This is a genomic window from Pseudonocardia sulfidoxydans NBRC 16205 (assembly GCF_007989085.1).
In the GTDB taxonomy this organism is placed as follows: domain Bacteria; phylum Actinomycetota; class Actinomycetes; order Mycobacteriales; family Pseudonocardiaceae; genus Pseudonocardia; species Pseudonocardia sulfidoxydans.
Genome location: NZ_BJVJ01000022.1, coordinates 38079 through 53579 on the forward strand (window position 1 = coordinate 38079; position 15501 = coordinate 53579).

The window sequence follows — 15501 nt, forward strand, 5'->3', positions numbered from 1 at the left end:
CGGCGGTCAGCCGGCCCGGTCGGCGAGGGTCACGAGGTAGTCGTCGAGCGTGCGGGCGGGCCGGCCGAGCAGCGCCTCCAGGACGAACGGCGTCCCGGTGAACCCGAACTCGCGGTAGTGGTCGGACATGAGCGCGAGACATCGGCCCGCGTGGTCCGCCGCCGCGGCCGGCGGGGCGTCGACGGCCCGGACGGCACGTCCGAGCCGGCGCACCAGGGCCGCGGCGACGTCGTCGGCGTCGAGGGCCTGCGGCCCGCACAGCTCGAAGGTGCCGCCGCCGAGCCCGTCGGTCGTGAGCAGCACTGCCGCTGCATCGGCGACGTCGCGGAGGTCCACGTAGGACAGTCGCGCTCCTACCCCCCACGGGCTGGTGAAGCGGCCCGTCCGGCGTACGGCGTCGAGCTGCCCGCCGATGTTGTCGAGGTAGGCGCAGGGCTGGACGACCCTTCGGTCCACGTCGAGAGCGTCGAGGAACTCCTCCACCCGCAGTTTCTGCCAGTGGTGCGGCATCCGCTCCAGCTGGGGGCGCAGCACCGAGTGGTAGACGAGCCTTCCCACCCCGGCCTCGCAGGCCTGCCGCGCGAGCCGGGTCGCGCCGGCGAACTCGTCCGCGTCGAAGTTCGGCCAGATCAGGTACACGGCGCCGCAGCCGCGCAGCGCAGCCATCGTCGCGTCGTCGTCACGCAGGGAGCCGACCACGACCTCCGCACCGAGCGCGGCGAGCTCCGCAGCGGCGCGCCGGCCCCGCACCAGCGCCCGCACCGGCAGGCCCCGGCGCCGCAGCGCGGCGGTCACGGCGAGGCCGGTCATCCCGCCGGCCGCGGTCACCAGGATCATCCGCCGGCCGCCGTCGATCCGGTCACGCACTCACCCGCGCCTCGCGCAGCAGGTCGTGGATCGCGCTGGGGCTCAACGGAACCTGCCGCACCGGTGGCGCACCGAGCGGGCTCAACGCGTCCTCCACCGCCGACGCGATGACCTGCCCGACCGGGATGGTCCCGGCCTCACCGACGCCCTTGATGCCCAACGGGTTCAGCGGTGACGGCGTCTCCATGTGGATCATCTCGATGTGCGGGACCTCCGTCGCGTAGGGCACGAGGAAGTCCATGAAGCTCGCGTTGCGCAGCACGCCGTTCTCGTCGTACTCCAGCTTCTCGTAGAACGCGCCGCCCATCCCCTGCGCGACACCGCCCGCGACCTGACCCTCGACGATCATCGGGTTGATCATGTTGCCGCAGTCGTGCACGCACACGTACCGCTTGACGTCGATGTCGCAGGTGACGGGGTCGACCTCGACGAGCGCGGCGTGCACCCCGTAGGCCCAGGTCGCGTGCGGCGGGGAGTAGTACTCGGAGACCTCGATGCCGGGGCGTTCCCCGTCGGGCAGCGGTTTGCCGGTGCTGCGTGCCGTCGGCGCGAACTGGGTGGCCGTCTGCGCGGCCTTGTTGAACGCATAGCGAAGCGGGTTGCTCATCGTCGCGACCTCGGCGAGGGTGACACCCCGCGAGCTCGTCCCGCGCACGAACGCGCGCCCGTTCTCCAGCTCGATGTCGTCCGGGTCCGCCTCGAGCATGTTGGCCGCGGCCTGCGCGATCCGGGCCCGCGCGCTCACTGCGGCGACGTGGACGGCGTTGCCGCTGACGACGGCGGCACGGCTGGCGAACGTCGCCACGCCCCAGTCAAAGACGCCGGTGTCGCCCTCGACGACGATCACGTCCTCGGGCCGCACACCGATCTGGTCGGCGACGATCTGCGCCCACGCCGTCTCGTGGCCCTGCCCCTGCGCGGTGAGCCCGGTGTTGACGTAGGCCTTCCCGGTGATCGGGTGCAGCCGGATCTTCGCGCCCTCGTACGGACCGAGCCCGGTTCCCTCGACGTAGAACGACAGGCCGAGGCCGAGCAGGCGGCCCTCGGCACGGGCCTGTTCCTGCTCGGCGCGGATCGCGTCGAGGTCGAGCGCCTTCTCCAGCGCGGCCAGTGCGTCGTCGTAGCGTCCGCTGTCGAGCGTGACCGGCAGCCCGTCGGCGAAGACCAGGTCCGGGCGGGTGTAGGGGAACTCGTCGGGGGCGATGAAGTTGCGCCGCCGGATCTCGAAGCGGTCGATGCCCAGCTCGGCCGCGAGCTGGTCCATCGCACGTTCGATCGCGAAGTTCGCCTGTGGGCGTCCGCAACCGCGGTAGGGCGTCACGGGGACCGTCGGGGTGTAGACGCAGTCGAACGTCACGTGGATCGCCGGGATGCGGTACGGACCGGCGATCTGGGTGGACGCGACCTGCGCGACGGCGATGCCGTAGGGGATGAACGAGCCGGTGTCGTGCAGGAACGTGTCCCGCAGGCCCAGGACGACGCCGTCGCTGGTCGCGGCGAGCTCGATGTCGTGGATCTGGGTCCGCTCGTGGGTCATGTGCACGAAATTCTCGGAGCGGTCCTCGACCCACTTGACCGGCCGGCGCAGGTCCTTCGCCGCGAACGGCACGAGGATCTCGTTGCTGTACGGGAACACGATCTTGGGCCCGAAGCCGCCACCGACGTCGGGGGCGACGACGCGCACCTTGTCCTCGTCGAGGTCGAACAGGCTCGACAGGGCGCCGCGCAGGCCGATCGGGGCCTGGGTGCCGTCCCACACGGTGAGCTCGCCCGAGACCGCGTCCCAGCGGGCCGCCGTGCTCAGGCATTCCATCGGCGCGGCGGTGCTGCGGTCGACGCGCACCTGGATGCGGGTGACGTGGTCGGCGGCCGCGAACGCGGCGTCGGGATCGCCGCTGACCTGCACGAGGTGTGCCGCGATGTTGTTCGGGACGTCCTCGTGCACCAGCGGTGCGCCGTCGAGTGCGGCCTTGGCGGGGTCGACCTCGACCGGCAGGATGTCGTAGTCGATCTCGATCAGCCGCGCCGCGTCCTCGGCGATGTAGCGGTCGTCGGCGACGACGAACGCGATCGCCTGCCCGACGTGGTAGACGTCCTCGTGCGCGAGCGGGTACTGGGTGCGCGGGTGGCCGATGCACGGGTGCGGGATCAGCAGCGGCATCGTGACGTCGAGCTCGCCGAGGTCGGCGTGTGTGTAGACGCGGTGCACGCCCGGCAGGGCCCGCGCCGCGGTCGTGTCGAGGTGGGTGATGCGGCCGCGGGCCACGGCACTGCGGGCGAAGGCGCCGTGCAGCACGCCGTCGAGCGGCAGGTCGTCGACGAATCGGCCGCGGCCGGTGATCAGGCGCGCGTCCTCGTTGCGCTGGACGCGGGCGCCGAACTGGCGGGTGGACATCGGCTATCCCTTCGACGCGATCTCGGCGGCGGCCCGGCGGGTGGCCGCGACGATGCCCATGTAGCCCGTGCAGCGGCACAAGTTTCCGGCGAGCTGGGCGCGCAGGCCGTCGTCGGTCTCGGCCAGCTCCTCGTTCTCGACGAGGTGGGTCACCGCCATCAGGAACCCGGGTGTGCAGAACCCGCACTGCAGGCCGTGGCACTCCCGGAACGCGCGCTGCACCGGGTGCAGCGTGCCGTCGGGCTCGGCGAGGCCCTCGACGGTGCGGACCTCCATGCCGTCGACCTGCACGGCCATGGTCAGGCAGGAGCGGGCGGGCATCCCGTCGAGGTGGACGGTGCACGCCCCGCAGACGCCGTGCTCGCAGCCGACGTGCGTCCCGGTCAGGCCGAGGTCGCCGCGCAGGAAGTCCGACAGCAGCAGGCGGGGTGACACCGCCGCCTCGACCTTTTCCCCGTTGACCGTCAGCGAGATCGCGATCCGGTCGTCGGGGCCGTAGCGTGTGTCGCCGTCGACCGGTTCGGCATCGAGGTGGTCCGTGCCGTGGTTGCCGTTCATCGTGGTCCTCTCGCCCGCGCGGCCGCCCGCGTCAGGACGTCGTTCACCAGCCCGCTCAGCAGGTGGCGCCGGTAGTCGGCACTCGCGGCGGTGTCGTCGACGGTGGTCACGGCGTCGCGAGCCAGCTCGCCGGCTGCCCGGAACGCCTCGGTGCCCGGCTCGGCCCCGCGCAGCGCCTCCTCGGCCGCGCGCAGCCGCACCGGGGTGGTGGCGACGCCGCAGGCCGCGAGCCGGGCCCGCGCGATGCGGCCGGCGTCGTCGAGCAGCAGGGTCGCGCCGGCACCGGCGACGGCGAAGTCGCCGTGCCGACGGGCGAACTCGCGGAACGCCCAGCCCTCCCCCGGCTCGAGGACCGGGAAGGCGACCTCGACCAGCAGTTCCTCGGGCTCGAGCGCGGTGGTGAAGACGAACTCGAAGAAGTCGGCCGCGGGGATCGTCCGCTCACCCCTCGACGACCGCGCGGTCAGCTCGCCGTCGAGCAGCACGAGCAGGCACGGCAGCTCGGACGCCGGGTCGGCGTGCGCGACGCTGCCCCCGATCGTCCCGCGGCTCCTGATCACCGGATGGGCGATGTACTCCATCGTCTCGCGGATCAGGGGGTTGCGGGCGAAGGCGGCCTCGTTGCGTTCGAGGGTCCGCTGGCGGGTCATCGCGCCGACGCGGATCATCCCGTCGCGGGTGTCGACCGTCGCCAGCTCGGCGACGCGGCGCAGGTCGATGACCGTGTCGGGGTTGGCGAGCCGGAAGTTCAGGGTGGGAACGAGGCTCTGACCACCCGCGAGGACCACGGAGTCCTCGCACTCCGCCCGCACCCGCAATGCACCGGCCAGGGTGTCCGGCGCGACGTACTCGTAGCAGGGTGGCTTCATCGCCGACCTTCTTCCTTCGTCGTACCGCCGGTCCGGTGCGCAGCCGCCCGGCCACGGCGCGTCGCGGGGGTCACAGCGCGAGCTTCGAGGCGAACTGTGGATACCTGATCGGGTGCTGGGCCAGGATCGCGTCCTTGTTCTCCGCGGTCATGATGTCCTGGAACACGGTGTTCTGGAACTGCGGCGAACCGCCCTCGACGGCCGTCCGCACGATCTTCGCTGCGATCAGCCCGGTCTCGGCGGCCGAGTAGAAGCGGGACGCGCGCAGGAAGGGCGTGCCCAGCCACGTCAGCATCTCCTCGTCGGCGTCGCTGGTGACGTGCGTGACGTCGGTGATGTTGTTCTGCTTCAGGTAGGCGGCGATGCCGTCGCCCATCGTCGCCGCGTAGGAGACGACGATCTTCGCGTCGGGGTGGGCCTGCAGGCCGCGCTCGACGACGCCGACGGCGGTGTTGCGGTCGAACATGCCCTGCTCGCGCACGACCACCTCGAAGCCGCTGCCCTTGAGCGAGGCGTCGAGGCCCTCGTCGATCCGCTCGGAGAAGCCCTGGCCGACGACGCCTTGCACGACGATGACCTTGCCCGGCGTGACGTTGGCCTTGAGCCAGTCCCCGACCAGGGTGCCGCCCTTGACGGAGTCGAGGTCCGCGACGCCGCTGACGTACGGGTCGAGCGGCCCCGGCCCGGCCCAGAGCGCGAGGCCGACGGGGACGTCGGAGCTCTTCGCCTCACGGACGCCGTTGAGGGTCGTCTCGATCGTGTTCGGGTTGATGACGACGCCCGCGGCACCCTGGGAGAGCAGGCTCTCGATGTTGCGCAGCTCGGTGGGGCCGTCGAAGTTCGCCTGCACGACCTTGATCTGGTAGTTGCCGCCGTCGAGACCCATCGCGACGCCCTCGGCGACGTACTTCGTGTAGTCGACGACGCCGTTGAGCGACAGACCGATCGTCTTGGCGGCGCCGCCCGAGCCGGAACCGGAGCCGGCGGCGGCGCCGGTGCCGGTGCCGCCACCCGAGCCGCACGCGGCGGTGGCGAGGGCGATGCCGCCCAGCGCGCCGAGGCCGCCCAGCAGCGAGCGACGGGACAGCAGAACGGGGTCCTTGGCCATGATGGTCTCCTTCGGGGATGGCCGGGCCGGCGCGGTGGAGGGCGTCAGCCGGTCCGGCGCGCCGCCCGGATGCGGCGGATCTCCGACGTCGCGGTCACGGCGACCGCGCCGATGAGGATCACGCCGAGCACCAGCTGGTTGTAGGTGTCGGGAACGTCGAGGAAGGACAGCGAGTCGGTGACCATCGCGACGACGAGCACCCCCAGCACGCCGCCGACGATGCTGCCGCGGCCGCCGGCGAGCGATGCGCCGCCGAGCACGGCGGCGGCCACGACGGTGAGTTCGAGGCCGACGCCGCCGCGGGGGTCGCCCGCGCCGACGCGGCCGGCGAACATGACGCCCGCGAGACCGGCGAGCAGGCCGTTGATCGAGTAGAGGGCCATCTTGACCCGGGCGGTCGGGACGCCGGCCAGGAAGGCGGCCTCCTCGTTGGCGCCGACCGCGTAGACGTTGCGACCGAAGCGTGTGAAGTGCAGCAGCAACGCACCCAGCACGATGACCAGGGCCCACACGATGACCGCGACCCGGACGCCGAGGACCTCGGCGCGTACCCAGGTCATGCCGGCCGGCATCGGGATGGGTGTGCTGGCCGCGAGGGTGAGGGCGAGCGAGGCGAACACCGCGAGCCCGCCGAGGGTGAGGATGAACGGCGGCACCTTGAGGTAGGCCACGATCAGGCCCCAGCAGAGCCCGATGACCGCGCCGGCCACGAGACAGACGGCCACGACGACGACGGTCGGCAGGCCGTGCAGCACGAAGCTCGCCGTCACGACCCCGCCGACGGAGACGAGGCTGCCGACGGACAGGTCGAGCTGTCCGCCGACCAGCAGGAGCGTCTGACCGACGACGAGCACGCCGAGCACGGCGTTGGCCGCGAGCAGGCGGCCGATGTTGGCGCCGCTGAGGAACGCCGGGTTGTACACGGTCGTCACCACGCCCAGCGCGACGACGATGAGGACGAGCGGTGCGTAGATCCGCAGGTGCTCGCGCATCAGCGGCGAGAGCCCACGGCGCTGCAGCGGTGGGGTGGCCGCGTCGACCTCCGGCGGCACGTCGGTGGTGGTCATGGTCAGCTCCTGGCTCCGAGGGCGAACAGTGCCTGTTCGGTCGCGTCGACGCCGGGTATCTCCCCCGCCACGACACCGTCCCGCATGACGATCACCCGGTCGGCGACGCAGCGGATCTCCTGGTACTCGGTGGACAGCACGACGACGGCGGCGCCCGCGCGGGTCAGGGCGCGCAGCTGTCGGTAGATCTCGGCCTTGCTGGGGATGTCGATCCCGACTGTGGGTTCGTCGAGGACGAGGACCCGGGCCTCGACGCGCAGCCAGCGGTCGATCAGGACCTTCTGCTGATTCCCGCCGCTGAGCCCGCGCACGGGCAGCCGGACGTCGGAGGCCTTGAGCCCCAGTCCGTGGCCGCCGCGCCGCGACCGGTCGGCCGCGCGGGTGGCGGAGTACCAGGTCATCGGGCGCGCCGCGTCGCCCGCGAGCTCACTGTTCTCGTGGATCGGACGGTCGAGCAGCAACCCTTCGCGTTTGCGGTCGGCCGGGATGAGCGCGACCCCGCGCATCGCGGCCCGACGGCGGGTCGAACCCGGTTTCCCCATCAGTTCGACGGAGCCGGCGGTCGGTCGTGCGGCACCGCTCAGAATCCGGCCCAGCTCGGCGGCGCCGGAACCGACCGGACCGTTGATCACCACTGTCTCCCCGAACCGCAGGTCGAGGTCGACACCCTTGAGCCGGCGACCGAAGTGCACGTCGCGCAGCCGGGCCGCGACGTCGCCGGGCTCAGTGCCGCCGCCGTGGATGTCCTCGCGGCGCAGCGACACCTCGGTCCCGAACATCTGGGCCACGAGCCCGTCCGTCGTCGTGTCCTCGACGAGGCCGCCACCGACCCGGCGGCCGTCCCGCAGGACGGTGTAGTCGTCGGCGAGCGCGATGACCTCGGAGAGGTGGTGGCTGATGTAGACGACACTGACGCCGTGCTCGCGCACGCGGCGGACGACCTCGAAGAGCTGCTCGATCTCGTCGGGATGCAGCGACGCGGTGGGCTCGTCCATGATCAGGCAGCGCGCGTCGAAGGTGACCGCGCGGGCCAGCTCGAGCAGCTGGCGCTGCGCGACCGACAGCGTCGCGACCGGGGCGCGCACGTCGAGCTCGACGCCGACCCGCTGCAGCCGCCGCCGCGCTTCGCGCTCGACGAGCCACTGGCCCGACAGTCCGAACCGGTTGCGCGGCGCCTCGCCGAGCACGACGTTGTCGGCGACCGACCGGGTCAACGCGACCTGGCGCTCCTGGTGCAGGACACGGATGTGCAGCTCGCGGGCGTCGCGCGGGGTCAGCCGGACCGGCCGGCCGTCGACACGGATCTCGCCCGAGTCGGGCTGCAGGACGCCGGACGCGATCTTGATGAGGGTCGACTTGCCGGCACCGTTCTCGCCGACGAGGGCGTGCACCCGTCCCGGCGTGAAATCGACGGACACGTCGGTCAGAGCCCGTGCCCCCGGGAACGACCTACTGACGTTCTGGAGCTCGATCATGACACCTCGTATTCGGTGAGCGGATACCATAGCCGCTCAACGGTCAGCGGTGAGTGTCTTGGGCCACGTCGGCCCTGTCAAGAGCGGTGCCGTGTCACCCGGCCGTGCGGGCGCTGGAACGGTCCGACCACATACGGTGACGCCGAGGACACGGGCCGACAACCAGCCCCGCACCGGGGCGCGCGGGAGTCGGGACGACTCCCGACCCGAGCGGGAACCGCGTCAGGAAGGCCGGCCGTTGTCGTAGGTGGCCCAGTGCATCGGCTGCCATCCGGTGCCCAGCGAGATGGTGCGCGCGACACGCTGGACGCTCTGCAGCGCGGCGGCCTCGGCCGGTCCGCCGTCGAACTCGGTGCGCGCCATCACCAGGCACACGCACGCCACGACCTCGCCGACCGAGTTGTGCACCGGCGCGGACAGGGAACCGGTGAACGACTGGACGTCGCCGACCGTCCGGGAGTAACCCTGCTGACGGATCACGTCGAGCTTCGGCCTGATCGACGCCGGGTCGGTGTCGGTCTCCGGCGTCAGCCTCGCCAGCGGACCGGCCAGGTACTCGTCGATCTCCGCCGGGGGCAGATTGGCGAGCAGGACCAGACCCTTGCTGCCGCAGTGCATCGGGAAGTGGTGGCCGTAGGTGGTCCGGGTGATCGTCTCGCCCGACATGGCGTCGCGGGCGTAGAGCGTGACGACGAGGTTCCCGCTGCGCTCGGCCAGCTGGTATACCCCCGACGGGGTGTCCTCGGCCGCCTCCCGGAACAGCGGGATGGCCAGCTCCAGCAGGGGGTGCCCGACGAGATACGTGGATCCCAGCAGCCAGGTGCGCCTGCCCATCCGGAAGACGCCGGCGTTGTCGCGGGTGATGAACTCCGCGCTCTCCAGCTGCGACAGCGTGCGGTGCAGCGTCGCCCACGACATCTGCAGCGCCTCGGCGGCGTCGGTGGCACGCATGGGGCGCTCGGCGAGGAGCTCCAGCACGCGCAGGGCGCGCATCACGCCCTGCAGCGTCGCCTTCGGGCGCTCGTCGCCCTCGGAACGAGCCCGCCCCGGGGGGCCGTCCACCTCCGACGACACCACTCCACCCCCTCAGTCGGGCACGACGGTACCGGACGGTTCGGGGCGCGCACCGACCCCGACCGTGCGCGACCGCCCGGCACACGACGGGCGCCTAGCCCGCGGGCGTGGCCGGGTCGACCACGGCGTGCACGTCGTCGGGGTCCGACCAGCCCTCCGGCCGGACGAGGCCGCCACCGGCCTTGACCGACTCGAAGTAGGCGCCGCGGTCGAACATCGGCACCGCGCCGCGCCCGGACCGCAGCGCGTCGCGCAGCTCCGACGTCGCGACCTCGTCGATCTCGACCTTTCCCTGCACCCGGGTGACGACGACGCCGTACTCGCGACGTGCCGCCTCCTCGGTGACGAGGCCGACCGCCACGTCGTAACGGACGCGCTCCGGGTCACGCCGCAGCGGATCGCCCCACCCGCCGCCCCCGGTCGTCCACACCGTGACGAGGTCGTCGGGTGCGATGGGCACACCGTCGATCATGCCGGGCAGGCTCTCCGTGCTGCCGTCGCCGCGGGCCACCTCGATGCCGTAGGGCCAGCCGGCCTTCCCGCCGTTCACCCCGTACGTCGCGAGCTCGGACCGGTCGGCGTTGGACAGCAACGTCGACGACCGCAGCGACCGGATCTTCTTCTGGTACCCGAACCCGCCGCGGAACTCGCCCGCGCCGGCGGAGTCGGACCGCAGCTCCAGGCTCTCGACCAGCACCGGGTAGCGCTGCTCGGAGAACTCCGCGGGCAGGTTGCGCGAGTTCGGGACGATGTGCACGACGTCGCTGCCGTCGGCCCACGGCCGGCCCGGCCCGCCGCCGCCGAGCACCTCCCGGAACAGCGAGAGCTTCCCCTCGGTGTCGCGGCTGTGCAGGCCCCAGATCCGGATCGTCTCGTGGTCGGCCGGCATCCGCCCGCCGGTGGCCTTGGCCAGCGCGCCCGCGAAGATGCCCAGCGCGCGGATGAGGATGAAGAACCGCAGGCCCGTCGGGCGCCCGAAGTGCGGGGTGACGAGCGTGCCCTTCGGTGGGAACACCACGTCGATGACGTCGAGGATGCCCTCGTTGATGTCGATCTCCGCGGCGCGCTCCGGCGAGTCGGCCAGGCACCGCAGTACCGGACCCATCCACTTGCGGACGAACCGGCCCTCGCAGTAGTCGATGGCCCAGTTGATCGGACCCTCGGCCTCCGGGTCGGTTCCGGTGAAGTCGAGCAGAATCCGGTCCGCGGTCTTGGTCATGGTCAGCCGCATCGCGTAGAGCTTGCGGGTGAACCCGTCGCACTCGACGTAGTCCTCGAAGGTGTAGACGCCGTCGGCGATCTTGGGCAGCAGCTCGTCGCGGACGGTCCGCGCGCAGTTCTCGATGATCGCGTCGAACCCGCCCTCGAGCACGTCGACGCCGTAGCGGTCGGCAAGCTCGGTCAGCCGCCGCGCCCCCAGCCGGCAGGCGCCGATCTCGGAGTCGATGTCGCCACGCAGGTGCTCGGGCAGGCGCGAGTTGCGCTCCAGGATGCGGAACGCGGTCTCGTTGAGGACACCGCGGTCGTAGAGCTTGATCGGCGGGACGACCAGTCCCTCGCCCCACTGGTCGTGGACCTGCACCGGCAGGCTGCCCGGCACGCAGCCGCCGACGTCGTCGTGGTGTCCGAAGACCTGCGCGAAGCCGAGCAGCCGGTCGTCGCCGTGGAAGATCGGCACCGTCGTGCACAGGTCGGGAACGTGCCCGCAGGACCCGGCACTGTTGTAGGGGTCGTTCCAGAAGAAGACGTCGCCGGGGTGGATGTCGTCGCCGAAGAACTCGAACACCGGCTCGATCAGCGAGCCGTAGGAGCGCCCGGTGAGCTTGCGACCGCGGGCGTCGTAGAGACCGACGCGGTAGTCGTGCTGGTCGCGGATCATCGGGGACCGCGCGGCCCGCTCGACGGCGGCCTCGATCTCCACCTCCGCGGAGCGGATGGTGCCGGTGATGACCTCGAGCTCGATCGGGCCCAGAACCGTGGTTGCCATGCTCAGCCCTTCGTGAGGATCAGGTTGGCGGCGGGGTCGCAGGTGACCTGCCACCCCGGCGGGACGACGACGGTCGCGCCGTACTCCTCGACGACGCCCGGACCCGCGACCGAGGTCCCCGGCGTGAGCGCGGCGCGGTCATGGATCGTGCAGGGGCGCCAGCCCTCCCCCGGCCAGTAGACGTCGCGGGTCGTCGGGGCCGGCGCGGCCGCGCCCGCCGCCTCGTAGCGGGAGCGGTGCGGCGGCCGATGCAGCCTGCCGACAGCCTGCACCCGCAGGTTGACGACCTCGACGTCCTGCTTGCCGTCGTAGGAGAAGCCATAGATGCGGTGGTGCTCGGCGTGGAACGCGGCGATGGTCGCGTCGAGTGCCGGGCGCCCGGTGAGGCCGGCCGGGACCGACACCGCGACCTCGTAGCCCTCACCGACGTAACGGGCGTCGGCGCCGCGGATCACCTCGACGTCGTCGTCCTCGACCCCCTCGGCGGTCAGCTCCGCGGCCCCGGCCTCCTCCAGCTCGCGCCAGATCACGTCGAGGTCGTCGGCCACCCGCGGTTCGAGGGGGCTGACGTAGGTCCGGACGAGGTCGCGCTTGATGTCGGTGACCTGCAGCCCGAACGCCGACAGATTCCCCGGGTAGGGCGGCACGAGCACCCGCGTCATCCCGAGGAAGTCCGCGACCTGCGCGGCCAGCAGCGGGCCCGCTCCCCCGAACGCGACCAGCGTGTAGGCCGCCGGGTCGCGACCCTTGCTCGTCGAGACCTGCCGGATGCCGGCGACCTGCCCGGCCGCGGCGACCTCCAGAACGCCTGCCGCGGCCTCGTCCGCGTCGAGACCGAACCGGCGGCCGAAGTCCTCGAACGCCGCGCGGGCAGAGTCCCGGTCGAGCACCAGCTCGCCGCCGACGAGGCTCGCCGGGAAGCGGTTGAGCACCGTCGCGGCGTCGGTGACGGTCGGCTCGGTCCCGCCGCGCCCGTAGGCGATCGGCCCGGGCACGGCACCCGCACTGCGCGGCCCGACCTTGAGGCTGTGGTTGGGCCCCACCCACGCCAATGACCCACCACCCGTACCGACGGTCGCGATGTCGATCATCGGGATCTTCACCGGGTAGCTCTCGACGACCGACTCGCTGGTGAGCCGGACCGTCAGGTCCTCGATGAGCGCCACGTCGGTGGAGGTGCCGCCGACGTCGAGGGTGATGATGTCGGAGATGCCGGCTGCACGGGCGGCCTCGATGGCGCCGAGCACACCCCCGGCAGGGCCCGACAGAAGCATGTTGACGGGACGCTCGCCCGCCGCCTTGGCGGTCACGACACCGCCGTTGGACTGCATGATCAGGAAGGGTCGCGGGCCGGCCCGCCGTGTCAGCTCGGCCTCGGCGTTGCCCAGGTACGTGCGGCAGTAGGGCTTCACCATGACGTCGAGCAGCGTCGTCATGGCCCGCTCGTACTCGCGGTACTCGGGCAGCACGACGCTGGAGAGCGAGACGAACAGCTCGGGGAACCGCTGCGCGAGCAGCTCACCGATGCGGCGCTCGTGGTCGGGGTTCGCATAGGAGTGCAACAGGCAGACCGCCAGCCGGTTCACACCCTCGGCGACGAGCTCCTCGGCGGCGGTGACGACCGCGTCCTCGTCGAGCTCCCGGGCGACGGCGCCGTCGTAGAGGATGCGCTCGGGCACCTCCCGCACCAGGTGCAGCGGCACCAGCCGCGGCGGCTTGACCCAGAAGAAGGAGTTGCCGTAGCCGTCGGGCACCGATTGACGGGCGATCTCGATCAGGTGCCGGAACCCCTGCGTGACCAGCAGCCCGATGCCGTCGAACTCGTGCTCCAGTACCGCGTTCGTTGCCGTCGTCGAGCCGTGGACCAGCAGGCTCACGTCGTCGAACCCGCGTCCCGCAAGGCCCAGGACCTTCTCGACGCCGGTCACGAGGGCGCGGCTGGGATCCTCCCGATCGCTCGCGGTCTTGACCGCGTACAGGTCGCCGCTGTCGGAGTCCACCGCGATGACGTCGGTGAACGTTCCGCCGGTGTCGACGGACACACGCAGGCTTCCCGGCATGGGCCTCTCTCCCTTCGATCGGACCACGCTTGACACGTATCCGGTGGGCGGACACGATATCCGCTGTCCGGGGACAGTAGGACCTCGCCGAACACGGTGTCAATCGCCGCCGACCCGGCCGCCAACGTCCACCCCGCCGAAGCCACCGCCCTCGCACCGTCCGGGCCAGAGGAGTGCTCCGTGCAGCTCGACCATCAGTTCACGATCCCCGTCGACGTCGAGACGACGTGGGCAGGTCTGCTCGACATCACGCGGGTCGCCACCGCCTTCCCGGGCGCGACCCTCGCCGACCACACCGACGACTCCTTCACCGGAACCGTCAAGGTCAAGCTCGGACCCGTCGGCCTCACCTACCGCGGCAAGGCGACGTTCACCGAGGTCGACGAGGCCGCGCGCCGCGTCGCGATCGTCGCGTCCGGTTCCGACGTCAAGGGCAACGGCAACGCCTCCGCCGACGTCCACGCCACGCTGGCCGCGGGCCCCGACGGTTCGACGGTGTGCGACCTGCGGACCAACCTGGAGGTCACCGGCAAGGCCGCCCAGTTCGGACGCGGGCTCGTCGTCGACATCGGCAACCGGGTCCTGACCCAGTTCGCCCGCAATCTCGAGAAGAGCTTCCACCAGCCCGCGCCGGCACCCCCGGACCCCGCCGTGCCGATCCGTGCCGCCGCGGCCGCACCGGTCCAGGATCCCGCCGCGGCCGCGTCCGACCAGCTCGACGCGCTGGGCCTGCTCTGGGGAAGCCCGCGCGGACGCCGCGGCCTGCTGAGCACCGCCGCGCTGCTGCTGGCGGTGTTCGCGTTCGTCCTGGGACGGCGGACGGCCGGCGCCCGATGAGCCGCCGCACCGACGCCGGGCCCCTCGACGGCCTCGTCGTGCTCGACCTCAGCCGCGCACTCGCCGGCCCGCACGCCGCGATGTTGCTCGGCGACCTCGGCGCCCGCGTGATCAAGGTCGAGAACCCCGAGGGCGGCGACGACTCCCGCGGCTGGGGACCACCCTTCGTCGGCGACGGCGAGTCCACCTACTTCATGTCCTGCAACCGGAACAAGGAGTCGATCGCCCTCGACCTCAAGGCCCGCGACGACCTCGACCTGCTCGCGCGCCTCGTCGTGCGCGCCGACGTCCTCGTCGAGAACTTCCGGCCCGGCACGATGCACCGGCTCGGTCTCGGCAACGACCGCCTCCTCGAGCTCAACCCCCGCCTCGTCGTGCTGTCCATCAGCGGTTTCGGCCACGACGGCCCGGAAGCCGGACGCGCCGGATACGACCAGATCGCCCAGGGCGAGGCCGGCCTCATGTCGCTCACCGGCCCCTCACCCGACGATCCTCAGCGCGTCGGTGTGCCCATCAGCGACCTGCTGGCCGGCCTCTACGGGATCACCGGCGTCCTCGCCGCGCTGGCCGAACGCGAACGCACCGGGCGCGGGCAGGTCGTCCGCACCTCGCTGCTCGCCGCGACCGTCGGCGTCCATGCCTTCCACGGCACCGGCTGGACCGTGGCGGGCGAGATCGGCCAGGCCCGCGGCAACCACCATCCGTCGATCACCCCGTACGGGATGTTCCGCTGTCTCGGCGGCCACGTGCAGCTCTCCTGCGGGTCGGAGGGGCTGTGGCGACGGCTGTGCGCCGAGTTCGGCCTCGATCCCGCCGCACCGCGCAGGGCCGACAACGCCACCCGCACCCGCAACCGGGAGGAGGTCGTCAGCCTCCTGGAGGCCACCTTCGCCGACATCCCCGCCGACGTCCTCCTGAAGCGGCTGCTCGCGGCCGGCATCCCGGCAGGGCGGATCCGCAGCATCGCCGAGGTGTACGAGTGGGAACAGACCCGCTCGCAGGGGCTGGTCACCGAGATCGCGCACCCGACACTCGGGACCGTCACCGTACCGGGACCCGCGCTGCGCTTCTTCGACCCGGATCCCGGCGGCGGCGAGCAGGAGACGACGCCCGCCGTCCGGTCGGCGGCACCGGCGCTCGGCGCGCACGACCGCGTGATCCGGGAGTGGGCGACGTGACGCCGAGGGCGTGACCGTCTGGCGGG

General features: G+C 72.1%; 12 protein-coding genes. 2 read left to right on the plus strand and 10 right to left on the minus strand.

All coding sequences use genetic code 11. The annotated features are described in order from the left end of the window. Nucleotides 1–6: 6 nt before the first annotated feature. From PSU4_RS13125 to PSU4_RS13170, 10 genes are all read right to left on the minus strand, one after another. Nucleotides 7–867: an SDR family oxidoreductase gene (locus PSU4_RS13125; RefSeq protein WP_222596245.1), complete on the minus strand. Its 861-nt coding sequence runs from the start codon at nt 865–867 to the stop codon at nt 7–9. Then, nucleotides 860–3262: an aerobic carbon-monoxide dehydrogenase large subunit gene (gene cutA / locus PSU4_RS13130; RefSeq protein WP_147107199.1), complete on the minus strand. Its 2403-nt coding sequence runs from the start codon at nt 3260–3262 to the stop codon at nt 860–862. Before cutA ends, PSU4_RS13125 begins: the two co-directional genes overlap by 8 nt. Nucleotides 3263–3265: 3 nt before the next feature. Continuing rightward, nucleotides 3266–3820: a (2Fe-2S)-binding protein gene (locus tag PSU4_RS13135; RefSeq protein WP_147107202.1), complete on the minus strand. Its 555-nt coding sequence runs from the start codon at nt 3818–3820 to the stop codon at nt 3266–3268. Next, the gene (locus PSU4_RS13140) at nt 3817–4689 is read right to left on the minus strand and encodes an FAD binding domain-containing protein (protein WP_147107204.1); all 873 of its coding nucleotides are present in this window, start codon (nt 4687–4689) and stop codon (nt 3817–3819) included. Before PSU4_RS13140 ends, PSU4_RS13135 begins: the two co-directional genes overlap by 4 nt. 70 nt (nt 4690–4759) lie before the next feature. Next, entirely contained in the window at nt 4760–5797 is a 1038-nt protein-coding gene (locus PSU4_RS13145; protein WP_147107207.1) for a sugar ABC transporter substrate-binding protein, read from the minus strand. A 44-nt stretch (nt 5798–5841) separates the two neighbouring features. Next, on the minus strand, nt 5842–6864 hold the full coding sequence (locus PSU4_RS13150; RefSeq protein WP_147107210.1) for an ABC transporter permease: 1023 nt from the start codon (nt 6862–6864) through the stop codon (nt 5842–5844). Nucleotides 6865–6866: 2 nt separating this feature from the next. Further along, nucleotides 6867–8339, minus strand: coding sequence for a sugar ABC transporter ATP-binding protein (locus tag PSU4_RS13155; protein ID WP_186816909.1), 1473 nt, complete (start codon nt 8337–8339; stop codon nt 6867–6869). A gap of 222 nt (nt 8340–8561) precedes the next feature. Further along, a complete protein-coding gene (locus PSU4_RS13160; RefSeq protein WP_147107216.1) occupies nt 8562–9401 on the minus strand; it encodes an IclR family transcriptional regulator in 840 nt (279 codons plus the stop codon). 106 nt (nt 9402–9507) lie between these two features. Then, entirely contained in the window at nt 9508–11400 is a 1893-nt protein-coding gene (locus PSU4_RS13165) for a hydantoinase B/oxoprolinase family protein (protein ID WP_147107220.1), read from the minus strand. Nucleotides 11401–11402: 2 nt separating this feature from the next. After that, nucleotides 11403–13460 carry a hydantoinase/oxoprolinase family protein gene (locus tag PSU4_RS13170; protein ID WP_147107223.1) on the minus strand — a complete coding sequence of 686 codons (2058 nt, stop codon included), beginning with the start codon at nt 13458–13460 and terminating at the stop codon, nt 11403–11405. A 180-nt stretch (nt 13461–13640) separates the two neighbouring features. Between PSU4_RS13170 and PSU4_RS13175 the strand changes: the two genes are divergently transcribed. Together PSU4_RS13175 and PSU4_RS13180 are read left to right on the plus strand one after the other, a co-directional pair. Continuing rightward, a complete protein-coding gene (locus tag PSU4_RS13175) occupies nt 13641–14297 on the plus strand; it encodes an SRPBCC family protein (RefSeq protein ID WP_186816910.1) in 657 nt (218 codons plus the stop codon). Continuing rightward, entirely contained in the window at nt 14294–15475 is a 1182-nt protein-coding gene (locus PSU4_RS13180) for a CaiB/BaiF CoA transferase family protein (protein WP_147107229.1), read from the plus strand. The genes PSU4_RS13175 and PSU4_RS13180 overlap by 4 nt, the downstream gene beginning before the upstream one ends. Nucleotides 15476–15501: the final 26 nt, after the last annotated feature.